Below are 16574 nucleotides of genomic sequence, written 5' to 3'. Positions count from 1 at the left end.
GGTGTATGCTTAACGTAACGACTATGCGTAAGGATGGCTTATGAAAATTGTTATCGCACCGGACTCGTATAAGGAAAGTTTGAGTGCGCTTGAGGTTGCGACAGCGATAGAACGTGGTTTTCGCGAGATCTTCCCCGAGGCGGTTTACGTCAAACTGCCGGTCGCGGACGGTGGCGAAGGGACGGTTGAGGCGATGATCGCGGCAACGCAGGGACGCATTGTGCATGTTCCGGTGACCGGTCCGCTGGGTGAGCGCGTGGAAGGGTTTTATGGCTTATCCGGTGACGAGCAGAGTGCCTTTATTGAAATGGCGGCGGCAAGCGGCCTGGAGCTGGTCGTCCCTTCGCAGCGTAATCCTCTGAAAACCACCTCCTGGGGCACGGGCGAACTTATTCGTCACGCGCTGGATGCAGGCGTTAAGCATATCATCATTGGCATTGGCGGCAGCGCCACCAATGACGGCGGAGCAGGGATGGTGCAGGCGTTGGGGGCAAATCTGCTGGACGACAGCGGGCAGCCCCTTGGGCAGGGCGGCGGCGAGCTGGGAAAACTCGCGCGTATCGACCTGAGCGGGCTGGACAGACGTCTGGCGGAGTGCCGGATAGAAGTCGCCTGTGATGTGACGAATCCGCTCACCGGAAAGGATGGCGCGTCCGCCGTATTTGGCCCGCAAAAGGGGGCCACTCCCGAGATGATCGTTACCCTGGACAACGCGCTGGCACAGTATGCGAGAGTCATTGCCCGGGATCTGGATATCGATGTGCTAAACCTTGCTGGCGGCGGCGCGGCGGGTGGCATGGGGGCCGCGCTGTACGCCTTTTGCGGCGCGCAGCTGCGCCAGGGCATTGAGATCGTGACCGATGCGCTACACCTGGCCGACCAGGTGGCCGATGCGGATCTGGTGATCACGGGAGAAGGTCGCATCGACAGCCAGACGATCCACGGCAAAGTCCCGGTGGGCGTGGCGAAAATCGCAAAACGCTTTAACAAACCCGTTATCGGCATTGCAGGAAGCCTGACGGCGGACGTTGGCGTGGTACACGATCACGGCATTGATGCGGTGTTTAGCGTGATCTACACCATCTGCTCGCTGGAAGACGCGCTGGAAAATGCCAGCGAGAACGTCAGGATGGCCGCAAGGAATATCGCGGCGGTGCTGAAAGTGGGGCAGGGAATGTAGTTCTCCCTCTCCCCGTGGGAGAGGGGCGGGGTGAGGGCATCAGGCCGCACCCGCAATTGTAGGCCCGGTAAGCGTAGCGCCACCGGGCTTTTACCTCAGCTCCCCAATACCTTCATCGCTTCCCGCGTCACGTTATCCATCTCATCCAGCAGCTCCAGGAATTCCGGTTCAAGCTCCGATTCCGGCGTACCGGCACGCAGCTGCTGCTCCAGCAGCTGGCAGAGGTTTTTCAGCCGCGGCACGCCGCTGTAACCGCAGCTACCATGCAGCTTGTGGATTGCTTCCAGCAGATCTTCCGGGTTTTCACCCACCAGCTGCTCTTCCACCTTATTGCGAATTTCCGGCAGAAACGCGACCAGCATTTGCAGCATTTCGCGGGCCAAATCGGGCTTACCTGCCGCCTGGCGCAGGGCAAGCTGCCAGTCAAAGGTCGCGTTCTGGTTGACGCTGATTTCAACCGGCTCGCTGGAAACCGTGTACGTCCCGCCAATATGACCCGGCTTATAGCGTAACAGCAGGTTATGAAGTTTCTCTTCATCGATTGGCTTCGCCAGATAATCATTCATTCCGGCGCTCAGCAGCTTCTCTTTCTGACCGGCCATCGCGTGCGCGGTGACCGCAATGACCGGTGTTTGCTGCTGATGCGGCAGCTGGTGGATCAGCTCGCAGGCCCGAATGCCATCCATGCCCGGCATCTGAATATCCATCAGTATCAAATCAAACTGCATCTGCTTAGCCTGTTCAACCGCCTGCGCGCCGCTGGTGCACAGTTCCACATGCTGAACCTGGTCTTCAAGCAATACGCCAATAAGCTTCAGGTTGGCCGGATTATCATCCACCGCCATCACGCTCATCGGCAATTTTTGCTCATCGTCAATCAGCGGGAGGGCATGCTGGCTAAGACGGCAATACTCCGTGAGCGCGGGCAGCAGGCGGGTCGCGGTGAGCGGTTTCAGCAGACACGCGGCGGCCCCGTCATTTTTCAACTCTTCTGCATTGAGCTGGGCATGGCAGGGCAGCGCCAGCAGCAGATAGTCGGTCATTGACGCGGCTTTCGCCAGCCGCTCCTGCTGCATGGTCAGTTCGCCGGTAAAGGTGACCGGGATCCCCATCAGCAGAATGTCGTAGTGCTCAACGGCAAGCGCTGAGAAGGTTGGGCTGTAGACCACCTCCAGCGGCGTGGTGCTTAAAATATCGAGCGCGCACTGCGCTGCCGCCGCGTTAGGTTCGACGTAGGCCAGACGCTTGCCTTTCAGGCAGTCCGTCACCGGACCGTCGGTCAATACGTTTGGATTGAGGTCCAGATTAATGTGGAACCAGAAGGTTGAGCCGCGGTTCGGCTGGCTGTGGAAGGAGATATCGCCGCCCATCTCGTTCACCAGGCGCTGCGTGATCACCAGCCCCAGGCCGGTACCGCCATGACGGCGGGAGATACTGGCATCCGCCTGGCGGAACGCCTGGAACAGACGCGACTGATCCCGCTCCGGAATCCCGATGCCGGTATCGCGGATCTGGACTTCAATCTGCACCTTATTGCTGCTGATCGAGCGTTTTTCTACCAGAATGTCGATGTTACCGCTTTCGGTGAATTTAATGGCATTCCCGACAAGGTTGGTAATGACCTGCTGCAGACGCAATGGATCGCCAATAACGTTATCCGGCACGTCGTTTTTAATGTTGAGCGTCAGCTCAAGGCCTTTGTCGTGCGACGAGTGCGCGAGCAGCGTCACCACCTCATCCAGCGTACTGCGCAGCGGGAAGGGAATACTCTCCAGGATCAGCTTGCCCGCTTCCAGCTTGGAGAAGTCCAGCACGTCGTTGATGATCGCCAGCAGGTTGTTGGCCGAGCGTTCAATGGTGTGCAGGTGATCGCGCTGAGTCGGGTTGAGCTCGCTTTTCAGGGTCAGGCGGGTGAAGCCGATCACGCCATTGAGCGGCGTACGCAGCTCGTGCGACATATTGGCCAGGAATTCTGACTTAATACGTGCCGCTTCCTGAGCGCGCTTTTTCGCCAGATCCAGCTCAACGTTCTGGATCTCCATCTGCTCCAGCGTTTCGCGCAGGTCGGACGTCGCCTGGTCAACGTTGTGCTGCATCTCTTCGTGATACGCCGCCAGCGACATGGCCATCGAGTTGATGCCGTTCTTCAGCATATCCAGCTCGCCCAGCATAAACCCTTCCACCCGGCTGTCGAGCTGTCCCCGGCGGATGCGGTCAACCGTGTTAACCATGTTGCGGATGGGGCCCGTCACGTCGCGCATCAGGCGCCAGCCGAAGATCAGCGCAATGCCAATGCAGAACAGCATCATCACGCCAGAGATGAAGATTTCTTTATACTGCTGTAGCCGGACCGACTTGAGATCCAGCTCCAGCGCCACGTATCCCAGCATATTGTTGCTGGATTTGGCGTCGGATTGCGCAGACTCATCGGGTGAATAGCTTTCCGATACGATCGGCGTGCGCAGGATCATGATATCGCCGCGCCGCAATACGGTGAGGTGGCGCGGGAACGGCGTACCGTCCGGGATCTTCAGAGCCGCAGGATCGAGATGAAAATTCGAGGTGACAAACAGGCGGTTATGTTCGTCGTAAACGGAAATGGCGCGTACGATGTCCGAGTGGCGGCGGTGGAGTACGCTGATTAACTGACCAATGGATTCGCGGTTTTGCAGGTTCATGCCGTACTCGCTGGAAACGGCAAGCGGTTCGATAATGCTGGCGCCTGCATCCTCCAGCTGTCGCTGCAAATCGTTATAGCGGTGCACCACAAAGAAGATACTCAGCAGCAAACCGATGAGAACGGTGGGGGCGAGGATCAAAATCATCATGCGCGCGCGCAGGCTGTAGTTGGTCATGGCGTTCCGTTATGGGACAATTAAGATAATTATGTTTATGTGAGAAAAATCTCGGCGATGGCGCAATTCTACTCTGCAAAGCGACGCGTGACGACGCGTCAAATCATCACTGTTGAAGCCACGGACCTCGATCCGTTTGGTCAGGGAGTGGCACGTCACAATGGTAAGGCTCTGTTTATAACAGGTTTACTGCCAACAGAACGAGCAGAAATTACGCTGACGGAAGATAAACGCCAGTTCGCGCGCGGACAGGTTAAGCGTCGTCTCAACGATAGCCCGGAGCGCGTGAAGCCCCGCTGCCCACATTTTGGCGTTTGCGGGGGCTGCCAGCAACAGCATGCGAGCACAGAATTACAGCAAAAAAGCAAAAGCCGCGCGCTGGCGCGTCAGCTTAAGCACGACGTTAACGAAATTCTCGCCGATGAGCCCTGGGGCTACCGTCGGCGCGCCCGCCTGAGCCTCAGCTATCAGCCAAAAACGGCGCGGCTGGAGATGGGATTTCGCAAGGCCGGCTCCAGTGACATCGTCGATGTGCAGCAGTGCCCCATTTTGGTGCCCCATCTTGAGGCATTGCTTCCGGAAGTGCGCACCTGTCTCTCCGGGCTGGACGGCGTTCGCCACCTCGGGCATGTCGAACTGGTTATGGCAAACAATGGACCGCTGATGGTCCTGCGCCATACCGCGCCGCTGTCGAAAAAAGATCGCGAAAAACTGGAACGTTTTTCGCATTCCCACGACCTGGCGCTTTTCCTTGCACCACAAAGCGAGATACTTGAGCAGGTTACCGGTGAGGCGCCCTGGTATGCGTCAAACGGGCTACGCTTAACGTTCAGCCCGCGGGATTTCATTCAGGTGAATGATGGCGTAAACCAGCAGATGGTTGAGAAAGCGCTGACGTGGCTGGACGTTCAGAAAAGCGATCGAGTGCTCGATCTGTTCTGCGGAATGGGCAACTTCACGCTGCCGCTGGCGCGAAACGCGGCCAGCGTCGTCGGCGTGGAAGGCGTTGAGGCGCTGGTGGCTAAAGGGCAGGAGAATGCGCAGCAGAACGGCTTGCAAAATGTGACATTCTTTCATCAAAATCTTGAGGAAGATGTCACCCAACAGCCGTGGGCAAAACAGGGCTTTGATAAAATTTTGCTCGACCCGGCGCGTGCCGGTGCCCCGGGTGTGATGGCACATATTATTAAACTCGCGCCGAAGCGTGTGGTCTATGTTTCCTGTAACCCGGCAACGCTTGCCCGGGACAGTGAGGCATTAATCAGCGCGGGTTACCAGATTCAGCGTCTGGCAATGCTGGACATGTTCCCGCACACTGGTCATCTGGAATCGATGGTGTTGTTCGAGCACATCTAATTTGTTTGGCTTGTCGACTTCGACAGGCCCAGGTCCCTAAAGGAGAGGACAATGGTTGCGGTAAGAAGTGCACATCTCAATAAAGCTGGGGAGTTTGACCCACAAAAATGGATCGCAAGTCTGGGAATTTCCAGCCAGCAGTCGTGTGAACGCTTAACCGAAACCTGGGCCTATTGTCTGCGCACTACGCAGGGGCATCCCGACGCCGATCTTCTCCTGTGGCGCGGCGTGGAGATGGTTGAAATCCTGTCCATGCTGAACATGGACATCGAAACCCTGCAGGCCGCGCTTCTCTTCCCCCTCGCGGATGCGGACGTGGTCAGCGAAGACGTGCTGCGCGACAGCGTCGGGACATCCGTCGTCGCGCTGATCCACGGCGTGCGGGATATGGCGGCCATCCGCCAGCTCAAAGCCGCGCACACCGATTCCGTCTCTTCAGAACAGGTCGATAACGTTCGCCGGATGCTGCTGGCCATGGTGGATGATTTCCGCTGCGTGGTCATCAAGCTTGCCGAGCGGATTGCCCACCTGCGTGAGGTGAAGGATGCGCCGGAAGACGAGCGCGTGCTCGCCGCCAAAGAGTGTACAAACATCTATGCGCCGCTGGCGAACCGCTTAGGGATTGGTCAGCTGAAATGGGAGCTGGAAGATTACTGCTTCCGCTATCTGCACCCGGCGGAATATAAACGTATTGCCAAACTCCTGCATGAGCGCCGTATCGACCGCGAGCACTATATCGAGGAATTTGTCGGCGGCCTGCGCCAGGCGATGAAAGAAGAGAACGTGCGCGCCGAAGTCTACGGTCGGCCTAAGCATATCTACAGCATCTGGCGCAAAATGCAGAAGAAACACCTCGCCTTTGACGAGCTGTTTGACGTGCGCGCCGTGCGTATCGTGGCGGAGCGTCTGCAGGACTGCTACGCCGCGCTGGGGATAGTACACACTCACTTCCGTCATCTGCCCGATGAGTTCGATGACTATGTCGCCAACCCCAAACCGAACGGCTATCAGTCTATCCATACCGTTGTGCTTGGCCCTGGCGGCAAAACGGTCGAGATTCAGATCCGCACCAAACAGATGCACGAAGACGCCGAGCTGGGCGTCGCCGCGCACTGGAAATACAAAGAAGGCACGTCCGGCGGGGCGCGTTCAGGACATGAAGACCGCATTGCCTGGCTGCGCAAGCTGATTGCGTGGCAGGAAGAGATGGCCGACTCCGGCGAGATGCTCGACGAAGTGCGTAGCCAGGTCTTTGATGACCGCGTCTATGTCTTTACCCCGAAAGGGGACGTTGTCGACCTGCCTGCGGGCTCTACGCCGCTCGATTTTGCCTACCACATCCACAGCGATGTGGGACACCGCTGCATCGGGGCGAAAATCGGCGGACGAATCGTACCGTTCACCTACCAGCTGCAGATGGGTGACCAGATTGAAATCATTACCCAGAAGCAGCCCAACCCGAGCCGTGACTGGCTTAACCCTAACCTGGGCTACGTCACCACCAGCCGCGGGCGCTCGAAAATTCACGCCTGGTTCCGTAAACAGGATCGTGACAAGAACATCCTTGCCGGTCGCCAGATCCTTGACGACGAGCTGGAGCATATCGGGATAAGCCTGAAAGAGGCGGAGAAATTCCTGCTGCCGCGCTACAACTTCAACGAGCTTGACGAGCTGCTAGCGGCCATTGGCGGCGGTGATATCCGACTGAATCAGATGGTGAACTTCCTGCAGGCGCAGTTCAATAAGCCAAGCGCGGCAGAGCAGGACGCGGCGGCGCTGAAGCAGCTGCAGCAGAAAACCTATGCGCCGCAGCAGCGCAGCAAAGACAACGGCCGCGTGGTGGTCGAGGGCGTAGGCAATCTGATGCACCACATTGCCCGCTGCTGCCAGCCGATCCCGGGCGACGATATCGTCGGCTTTATCACCCAGGGACGCGGGATTTCGATTCACCGTTCCGACTGCGATCAGCTTGCCGAGCTGCAGTCGCATGCGCCGGAGCGCATCGTGGAAGCGGTCTGGGGTGAGAGCTATTCCGCCGGCTACTCGCTGGTGGTGCGCGTCACTGCCAACGACCGCAGCGGCCTGCTGCGCGACATCACGACCATTCTCGCCAACGAGAAGGTCAACGTGCTGGGCGTTGCCAGCCGCAGCGATACCCGCGAGCAGCTTGCCACCATCGATATGACCATCGAAATCTACAACCTGCAGGTGCTGGGCCGCGTGCTCGGCAAACTGAACCAGGTGCCGGATGTGATTGACGCGCGTCGTCTGCACGGCGGATAAGATTTCCCTTTTTTGTAGGCCGGGTAAGGCGTAAGCCGCCACCCGGCATTTTTTTATCAGGACATAACCATGACTCAAATCGACCGCCTGCTCGGCATCATGAAACGCCTGCGCGACCCGGAAAACGGCTGTCCGTGGGATAAAGAGCAGACTTTCGCCACCATCGCCCCGTACACCCTTGAAGAGACCTATGAGGTGCTGGACGCTATTTCCCGTGAAGATTTTGACGACCTGCGCGGCGAGCTGGGCGATCTGCTGTTCCAGGTGGTGTTCTATGCGCAAATGGCGCAGGAAGAAGGGCGCTTTAACTTTGACGATATCTGCGCTGCTATAAGCGACAAGCTGGAGCGCCGTCATCCCCATATCTTTGGCGATGCCACCGCAGGGAACAGCGCCGAGGTGCTAGCCCGCTGGGAGCAGATCAAAAGCGCCGAGCGGGCGGAAAAATCTCAGCACTCGGCGCTGGATGATATTCCGCTGAGCCTGCCCGCGCTGATGCGCGCGCATAAAATCCAGAAACGCTGCTCCGCCGTGGGTTTTGACTGGACCTCCCTCGGCCCGGTGCTGGATAAAGTGCACGAAGAGATTGATGAAGTCATGCACGAAGCGCAGCAGGCGGTGGTGGATGAAGCAAAGCTTGAGGAAGAGATGGGCGACCTGCTGTTTGCGACCGTCAACCTTTCTCGCCACCTGGGTGTAAAAGCGGAAACCGCCCTGCAAAAGGCCAACATAAAATTCGAACGACGCTTTCGCGAAGTTGAGCGGATTGTCGCCTCGCGAGGCCTGGAAATGACCGGAATTGACCTCGAAGCAATGGAAGAAGTCTGGCAGGAAGTAAAGCGCCAGGAATCTGATCTCTAACGAGATTTTGCGATCAAGCGCAATTTGTGTGATTTTTTAAATGACAAGCGCTTGATTTGCGTCAAAAACATTTACCCAAAAGGGGCTATTTTCTCACTCCTTATGTTTGTCATGGCCTGGAATGGAGACGGAGAATGAAAGTTTGTGGCGCTCGCCGTGTTCGGGTATACTACTTTCCCGTCCTGGTTATTCCATCGTTTCACCCTAACTTCTCAGGTTCAGCATGACAACGAACTATATTTTTGTGACCGGCGGGGTCGTATCCTCTCTGGGTAAAGGCATTGCCGCAGCCTCCCTCGCAGCCATTCTTGAAGCCCGTGGCCTCAATGTGACCATGATGAAACTGGATCCGTACATCAACGTCGATCCGGGTACCATGAGCCCAATCCAACACGGGGAAGTGTTCGTTACTGAAGACGGCGCTGAAACCGATCTGGATCTTGGCCACTACGAGCGTTTCATCCGCACCAAAATGACCCGTCGTAACAACTTCACGACTGGCCGCATCTACTCCGACGTTCTGCGTAAAGAGCGCCGTGGTGACTACCTGGGTGCAACCGTTCAGGTTATCCCGCACATCACTAACGCAATCAAAGAACGCATTGTTGCGGGTGGCGAAGGCCACGACGTGGTGCTGGTGGAAATCGGCGGTACCGTGGGTGATATCGAATCCCTGCCATTCCTGGAAGCGATTCGTCAGCTGGCGGTAGATATTGGCCGTGAACACGCGCTGTTCATGCACCTGACCCTGGTGCCGTACATGGCCGCCGCAGGTGAAGTGAAAACCAAGCCGACTCAGCACTCTGTGAAAGAGCTGCTCTCTATTGGTATTCAGCCAGATATCCTGGTTTGCCGCTCCGATCGCGCGGTTCCGGCGAACGAACGTGCGAAAATTGCATTGTTCTGTAACGTGCCTGAAAAAGCCGTTATTTCAATGAAAGATGTCGATTCCATTTATAAAATCCCGGGCCTGTTGAAATCGCAGGGCCTGGACGATTATATTTGTAAACGATTCAGCTTGAACTGTCCGGAAGCTAACCTGTCTGAATGGGAACAGGTTATTTATGAAGAAGCCAACCCGGCAGGCGAAGTGACTATCGGTATGGTCGGCAAGTACATTGAACTGCCGGATGCCTATAAGTCAGTGATCGAAGCGCTGAAACACGGTGGTCTGAAAAACCGTGTCTCTGTGAACATCAAGCTGATTGATTCGCAGGATGTAGAAACGCGTGGCGTTGAAATCCTGAAAGATCTGGATGCTATCCTTATCCCTGGCGGCTTCGGCTACCGTGGTGTAGAAGGCAAGATCGCCACCGCGCGCTATGCGCGTGAAAACAATATCCCATACCTCGGCATCTGCCTGGGTATGCAGGTTGCGCTGATCGAATTTGCGCGCAACGTAGCGGGAATGGAAAACGCGAACTCTACGGAATTTGTGCCAGACTGTAAGTACCCTGTGGTGGCGCTTATCACTGAATGGCGTGACGAAGAAGGTAACGTCGAAGTCCGTACCGAGAAGAGCGATCTGGGTGGCACCATGCGTCTTGGCGCACAGGCCTGCCAGCTGTCTGACGATAGCGTGGTTCGCAAGCTGTATGGCGAACCAACCATCACCGAGCGCCATCGTCACCGCTATGAAGTCAACAACATGTTGTTGAAACCTATTGAAGCCGCGGGCCTGCGTGTTGCGGGCCGCTCCGGGGATGATCAGTTAGTCGAGATCATTGAAGTGCCAAACCATCCGTGGTTTGTCGCCTGCCAGTTCCACCCGGAATTTACTTCAACGCCGCGTGACGGGCATCCGCTGTTTGCAGGCTTCGTGAAGGCCGCCAGCGACTACCAGAAGCGTCAGGCGAAGTAAAAAAAGTTAGAACGGCAACGCGTACCTTTGGTACGCGTTGTTTGTCTGGAGTTTTAGTTTAACTTGTACTGAGGAAAATCTAATGTCCAAAATCGTTAAAGTCATCGGTCGTGAAATCATCGACTCCCGTGGTAACCCGACCGTTGAAGCCGAAGTTCACCTGGAAGGTGGTTTCGTTGGTATGGCTGCTGCTCCATCAGGCGCTTCTACTGGTTCTCGCGAAGCGCTGGAACTGCGCGATGGCGACAAATCCCGCTTCCTGGGCAAAGGCGTACTGAAAGCGGTTGGCGCTGTAAACGGTCCGATTGCTCAGGCAATCCTTGGCAAAGACGCCAAAGACCAGGCTGGCATCGACAAGATCATGATCGATCTGGACGGTACTGAAAACAAATCTAACTTCGGTGCGAACGCAATCCTGGCTGTTTCCCTGGCGAACGCCAAAGCAGCTGCAGCAGCGAAAGGTCAGCCACTGTTCGAGCACATCGCTGAACTGAACGGCACCCCAGGCAAATACTCCATGCCTGTACCAATGATGAACATCATCAACGGTGGTGAGCACGCAGACAACAACGTTGATATTCAGGAATTCATGATTCAGCCAGTTGGCGCGAAATCCCTGAAAGAAGCGGTACGTATGGGTTCTGAAGTGTTCCACAACCTGGCTAAAGTTCTGAAAGCTAAAGGTATGAACACTGCTGTTGGTGACGAAGGTGGCTATGCGCCAAACCTGGGTTCTAACGCAGAAGCACTGGCTGTTATTGCAGAAGCAGTAAAAGCTGCTGGCTACGAGCTGGGCAAAGACATCACCCTGGCGATGGACTGTGCAGCATCTGAATTCTACAAAGACGGTAAATACGTTCTGGCTGGCGAAGGCAACAAAGCGTTTACCTCCGAAGAGTTCACTCACTTCCTGGAAGACCTGACCAAACAGTACCCAATCGTGTCTATCGAAGACGGTCTGGACGAGTCTGACTGGGCTGGTTTCGCATACCAGACTAAAGTACTGGGCGACAAAATCCAGCTGGTTGGTGACGACCTGTTCGTAACCAACACCAAGATCCTGAAAGAAGGCATCGAGAAAGGCATCGTTAACTCCATCCTGATCAAATTCAACCAGATCGGTTCTCTGACCGAAACTCTGGCTGCGATCAAAATGGCGAAAGACGCTGGCTACACCGCTGTTATCTCTCACCGTTCTGGCGAAACTGAAGACGCTACCATTGCCGACCTGGCTGTGGGTACCGCTGCAGGCCAGATCAAAACCGGTTCTATGAGCCGTTCTGACCGTGTTGCTAAATACAACCAGCTGATTCGTATCGAAGAAGCGCTGGGCGAAAAAGCACCATACAACGGTCTGAAAGAGATCAAAGGCCAGGCATAATTGCTTAAGCCTTAAAATGAAAATGCCAGTCGAATGACTGGCATTTTTTTTGGCTATTTAAAATCGACCGCCATTTGCTCCGGAATGGTCAGCCCCTGGGTGGTTTGCACGCAGCGGGCGATGTAATCCGTAAACCGGGGTGGCTTCGGCATCCCCATGCTCAGAAGCTTATCGTTGCTGAAGCGCACGTTAAGCGTGGCAAACGCACCGTATAAACGCATGGCTTTCAGCATCAGACGTTCGTTGCATGGCCCAAAAATATGTTTCAACTCGCGGCGCATTCTGACCAGTGTTTCGTAGCTGACCTGAGCATATTTATCCCCGACGGGGGCTTTCTCCAGCGCCTGCGCCATGGCCTGATCGATATCCGCAAAGCGAACGCTGTTCTCTTCTCCCGCAGAAATGTGTACTACTTCTCCCGGACGAGCGTTGCTGTTGAGCAGCATTAACATCGCGTCGGCGCAATAATCCACCGGAACAACGTCGATCCGGTCTTCCATTGAGCACATAAACTTCTGCAGCATCAGGCCCATGCTAAAGACCCAGAAAATGCTGCTCGACGGCGTGCAGCCATGACGGGTATGGCCGACGACGATGGACGGACGGGCGATGAGCAGCGGCAGGTTCGGACACTCCTGGCGCATCAGCTGTTCTATGGTTGACTTCGAAAACGTGTATTCCACCAGGTGTTCAGCATTCTCTCTGAATTCAGCGCTTTCGGCGACCAGTGAATCCTGCTCCGGCGTGCATGACATCGCGGTGCCAACGTGGAGGAAACGCTGCAGTCCTGTGACCTGCTCCATACGGCGCGCCAGCGCGAGCGTACCTTCAACGTTGACCTTCCAGATCAGCGGGTTATTACCAAATGAGGCGACAGCCGCACAGTTAACGACATGCGTCACCCGATCCAGACGGGGATCGTTGAGAAAGGCTTCAGGCTGGCTGAGGTCGCCAATCAGGATATTATCCACCTTCAGAGAGGCCAGTTTGTCCTCAGGAACGTTGAACTTGCGCATATTCTCCAGCACGCGCTCCAGCCCGCTCTGCGGATCGCCGGCGCGCGCAAGCAAAAGGAGTTCTACGGATTGATCGTTGGTCAGGATTTTTTCAAGAACTGCACCGCCCAGAAATCCGGTTACGCCTGTAATCAATAACATCTTCATTAATACCGTCTCATTATGATTGATGAGGCGGATTGTAGGCGCGCAAAAGTAAACGGCATTTAAATAATAAATCGCCGAAACCGACAGCATCTTAAGCTTATTTTAAGGAAAGGAAATCGGGTGGATATATTGGACATTAGCGGAAGGGTAAAAATTCACTCTATTAAAATTTAAATTTTAACCTATTGAATTTAATGTTTTTTATGGTGGGTCGCCCGAATAGTAAACTTAATTCAAAATGTAATAAATATAATAATTTGTTACACCAAACATTTACCAAATAAATGATTTAAACACCACTTAACTAAAATCAGACGACGTAGCTCGCAGGCTGTTTTATTTAGCCTGCGAAGGATTTTTTAGAGTAACAGCGGAAGCGTGGCGCTGGCGGTTTGTTGGCTAACGTCGCCGTAATGACCATCCAGCGCAATCATGGACGTGGTCAGCAGCTCGACCAGCAGCATCACCCCAACCTTTGCATTAAGTGCGCCTGCGCTAAGGGGACCCTCTGGTTTGGCGGCAACCAGCAGCATGTCGCTCAGAGACGCCAGCGGGCTGCGGGGCGTATTGCTGAGGGCCAGAACCTTAACGCCGCGCTTGCGGGCAAGCTTCACCACGTGGAGTAAATCCCGCGTTGAACCCGAACTGGAGATGGCCACAACCAGCGTCTCTTTCGAAAGCGTTGTCGCATTCATGGCCGCGCGGTGCATATCGCTAAACAGCTGTGCGGGTTTGCCCAGCCGCAGCAGCTTGTAATGCAGATACTCCCCGAGGATCGCGCTGGCCGCAACGCCATAAATCTGCACGGATTGCGACTGGTGCAGCGCCAGCGCCGCCTTTTCAAGCAGCGTGCGGTCGAGGAGCCTGGCGGTATCCTGCAAAGCCTGCACCGACTCATCCACGACGTTATCAATCTCATCCCCCGCCTGACGCGCGGGCTGGCCCTGCTGAATATCCAGCGCAAGCGCCATTTTAAATTCGTTATAGCCCTTGCAGCCCAGCGTCCGGCAAAGACGCGTGACGCTGGCCTCGCTGGTGTGGCTCTCGCGCGCCAGTTCAGTGATCGTCAGGTAGAGCACCCGGGCAGGATCGCTGAGGACAAACTCGCCGAGTTTTTGTTGCGTTGGGCTGTACCCGGAAGCCTCCTGGCGGAGCTTCAGCAGCAGATTTTCATGGTCCGACATGCCACGTCCTTAATGTGTTTCGCTGCGACTAGTGTGGCGGAAAGGAGGGGAAAGATGCCAGTCATTTTGAAAAAGTATGATCGGCTTCCTGGTTTTTGATGATAATTTTCACGTAATAATATTTATGTGGTAAAAATTTTCATCAAACAAAGGGGAGATGAAAAAATGATGCAAATGTTCAGTGGTGCTTCTTCGGGGGGATGGTTTGAAAAAGCGCAGCGCTTTGGTAAATCCTTTATGTTGCCCATCGCCGTGTTGCCCGCGGCGGGTCTGCTGCTCGGGATAGGCGGCGCGTTATCCAATCCCAATACGCTGGCGGCTTATCCGTTTTTAGACGTGGGCTGGCTGCAGGCCATTTTCACCATCATGAGCAGCGCCGGTTCAATTGTGTTTGCGAACCTCTCGGTGCTGTTTGCGGTTGGTGTTGCCGTCGGGTTGGCAAAAAGCGATAAGGGCACGGCTGGGCTGGCGGCGCTGCTCGCGTTTCTGGTGATGAATGCCACCATCAACGCGCTGCTGATCCTCACCGGCAAACTGGCGCACGACAACCCGGGCGCTGTGGGGCAGGGCATGACGCTGGGTATTCAGACGCTGGAAACCGGCGTGTTTGGCGGCGTGGTGATTGGTCTGGTGACCTGCACGCTCCATCATCGGTTTAATAAAATTGCGCTTCCGCAGTTCCTCGGGTTCTTTGGCGGCTCGCGCTTTGTTCCCATAATCAGCTCGCTGGCGGCGATACTTGTCGGCGCGCTCATGACCGTGATCTGGCCGCATTTCCAGAAACTGATTTTTGGTCTCGGCGGGCTGGTGGATGCCACCGGTTATCTGGGCACCCTGCTGTACGGCTTCATTTTACGCATGCTGGGCCCGTTTGGTTTGCACCACATCTTCTATCTGCCGTTCTGGACCACCGCGCTCGGCGGCAGCGAGATTGTCAACGGTCACCTGGTTGAGGGCACACAGCGGATCTTCTTCGCCCAGTTGGCCGACCCGAACACGCAGCATTTCTATGAGGGCACGTCGCGCTTCATGTCCGGGCGCTTTATTACGATGATGTTTGGCCTGCTCGGCGCGTGTCTGGCGATGTACCACACGGCAAAACCGGAGAACAAAAAGCGCGTTGCCGGGCTGCTGCTCTCTGCGGCGTTAACCTCGTTCCTGACCGGGATTACCGAGCCTATCGAGTTCTCCTTCCTGTTTATTGCGCCGGTGCTTTACGTCATTCATGCGCTGTTTGACGGGCTGGCGTTCATGCTCGCACACATGCTGCATATCACCATCGGGCAAACCTTCTCCGGCGGTTTTATCGACTTCGTGCTGTTCGGCATTTTGCAGGGGGAGGCCAAAACCAACTGGATGTTCGTTCCGCTGGTCGGCGTGCCGTGGTTCTTCCTTTACTACTTCACCTTCCGCTACCTGATTAACCGCTTTGATTTCGCCACGCCGGGTCGGGAAAAGGAGGCGGTGGCCGATGAGGTGACCCTCTCGCAGAGCGAGCGCGCCGTTGCGGTGATCGCTGGATTAGGCGGAAAAGAGAATCTGGAAGAGGTGGACTGCTGCGCCACGCGGCTTCGCGTCACGGTGAAGGACGGCAGCAAAGTGAATGATGCGGCGCTGAAAGCCACCGGCGCGCGCGGCGTTATCGTGCGCGGTAACGGGGTTCAGGTCATTTATGGCCCGCACGTCACGATTATCAAAAACGAAGTGGAAGAGATCTTATCGTAATGAAAACTGTACTGGATAACCTGAAGGGAAAACTGGTCGTCTCCTGTCAGGCGCTGGAGAATGAACCGCTGCATAGCCCGTTTATTATGTCGCGGATGGCGCTGGCGGCGGCGCAGGGCGGGGCCGCAGCCATTCGTGCCAACAGCGTGGTGGATATCGAGGCCATTAAGCAGCAGGTCTCTTTGCCTGTCATCGGCATCATCAAACGGGATTACCCGGAAAGCGAGGTGTTTATCACCGCCACGATGAAAGAGGTGGATGAGCTCATGGTCGTCTCTCCGGAAATCATTGCGCTTGATGCGACGGCGCGGGAGCGTCCCGGTGGGGAATCCCTGGAAACGCTGGTCACGCGCATACGCTCACGTTACTCCTCAGTATTGCTGATGGCGGATATTTCAACGGTCGAAGAGGCAGTGACGGCGCAGGCGCTTGGCTTTGACTGCGTCGGCACCACGCTTTACGGCTATACGGCGAAAACGGCGGGCCATTCGCTTCCGGAGAACGACTGCGCGTTCCTGAAGGCCGTGCTGGCTGCCGTGACGGTTCCCGTGATTGCCGAAGGCAACGTGGATACGCCTGAACGCGCGGCCAGATGCCTGGCGCTGGGCGCGCATACGGTCGTCGTCGGCGGCGCGATCACCCGTCCACAGCAAATTACCGAGCGTTTTATGGCGGCGATTGGCGCGCAAAGCACCGATGGAGCATGACCATCCGGCGGGGATCTG

11 protein-coding genes are annotated in these 16574 nt (G+C 55.9%); 8 read left to right on the top strand and 3 right to left on the bottom strand.

Features of this window, described 5'->3' with window-relative positions:
• The first annotated feature begins 40 nt into the window (after window positions 1–40).
• Window positions 41–1180, top strand: a complete 1140-nt coding sequence (locus tag KIF87_RS10220; RefSeq protein ID WP_213328656.1) for a glycerate kinase — start codon at window positions 41–43, stop codon at window positions 1178–1180.
• 95 nt (window positions 1181–1275) lie between these two features.
• On the opposite strand, the gene barA is transcribed toward KIF87_RS10220, so the two are convergent.
• Window positions 1276–4035 (bottom strand): two-component sensor histidine kinase BarA, encoded by a 2760-nt coding sequence (gene barA, locus KIF87_RS10215; RefSeq protein ID WP_121424547.1) that lies wholly within the window; start codon window positions 4033–4035, stop codon window positions 1276–1278.
• Window positions 4036–4092: 57 nt separating this feature from the next.
• On the opposite strand from barA, the gene rlmD reads away from it, so the two are divergent.
• The 5 genes from rlmD to eno all read left to right on the top strand — a co-directional run bounded on the left by rlmD (window position 4093) and on the right by eno (window position 11777).
• On the top strand, window positions 4093–5391 hold the full coding sequence (gene rlmD, locus KIF87_RS10210; protein WP_213328655.1) for a 23S rRNA (uracil(1939)-C(5))-methyltransferase RlmD: 1299 nt from the start codon (window positions 4093–4095) through the stop codon (window positions 5389–5391).
• A 51-nt stretch (window positions 5392–5442) separates the two neighbouring features.
• On the top strand, window positions 5443–7674 hold the full coding sequence (relA, locus tag KIF87_RS10205; RefSeq protein ID WP_048976026.1) for a GTP diphosphokinase: 2232 nt from the start codon (window positions 5443–5445) through the stop codon (window positions 7672–7674).
• A gap of 69 nt (window positions 7675–7743) precedes the next feature.
• Complete coding sequence (gene mazG, locus KIF87_RS10200) at window positions 7744–8535, top strand: nucleoside triphosphate pyrophosphohydrolase (protein WP_063144725.1); 792 nt, start codon at window positions 7744–7746, stop codon at window positions 8533–8535.
• Window positions 8536–8758: 223 nt separating this feature from the next.
• Window positions 8759–10396 (top strand): glutamine hydrolyzing CTP synthase, encoded by a 1638-nt coding sequence (pyrG, locus tag KIF87_RS10195; RefSeq protein ID WP_010434601.1) that lies wholly within the window; start codon window positions 8759–8761, stop codon window positions 10394–10396.
• Between the two features lie 82 nt (window positions 10397–10478).
• Window positions 10479–11777: a phosphopyruvate hydratase gene (eno, locus tag KIF87_RS10190; RefSeq protein ID WP_010434599.1), complete on the top strand. Its 1299-nt coding sequence runs from the start codon at window positions 10479–10481 to the stop codon at window positions 11775–11777.
• A 53-nt stretch (window positions 11778–11830) separates the two neighbouring features.
• Here eno and KIF87_RS10185 read toward each other — a convergent pair whose 3' ends face one another.
• Both KIF87_RS10185 and KIF87_RS10180 read right to left on the bottom strand, forming a co-directional pair.
• A complete protein-coding gene (locus tag KIF87_RS10185; RefSeq protein ID WP_213328654.1) occupies window positions 11831–12940 on the bottom strand; it encodes an SDR family oxidoreductase in 1110 nt (369 codons plus the stop codon).
• 359 nt (window positions 12941–13299) lie between these two features.
• The gene (locus KIF87_RS10180) at window positions 13300–14124 is read right to left on the bottom strand and encodes a MurR/RpiR family transcriptional regulator (protein ID WP_213328653.1); all 825 of its coding nucleotides are present in this window, start codon (window positions 14122–14124) and stop codon (window positions 13300–13302) included.
• A 165-nt stretch (window positions 14125–14289) separates the two neighbouring features.
• Here KIF87_RS10180 and KIF87_RS10175 point away from each other — a divergent pair, with 165 nt between their 5' ends.
• Together KIF87_RS10175 and KIF87_RS10170 are read left to right on the top strand one after the other, a co-directional pair.
• The gene (locus KIF87_RS10175; RefSeq protein ID WP_213328652.1) at window positions 14290–15849 is read left to right on the top strand and encodes a PTS transporter subunit EIIC; all 1560 of its coding nucleotides are present in this window, start codon (window positions 14290–14292) and stop codon (window positions 15847–15849) included.
• Window positions 15849–16556: an N-acetylmannosamine-6-phosphate 2-epimerase gene (locus KIF87_RS10170; protein ID WP_213328651.1), complete on the top strand. Its 708-nt coding sequence runs from the start codon at window positions 15849–15851 to the stop codon at window positions 16554–16556. The genes KIF87_RS10175 and KIF87_RS10170 overlap by 1 nt, the downstream gene beginning before the upstream one ends.
• Window positions 16557–16574 lie beyond the last annotated feature (18 nt).

This window comes from Enterobacter sp. 120016, from assembly GCF_018383635.1.
Lineage (GTDB): Bacteria > Pseudomonadota > Gammaproteobacteria > Enterobacterales > Enterobacteriaceae > Enterobacter > Enterobacter asburiae_D.
This window is presented reverse-complemented; position numbering and strand designations above follow the sequence as displayed.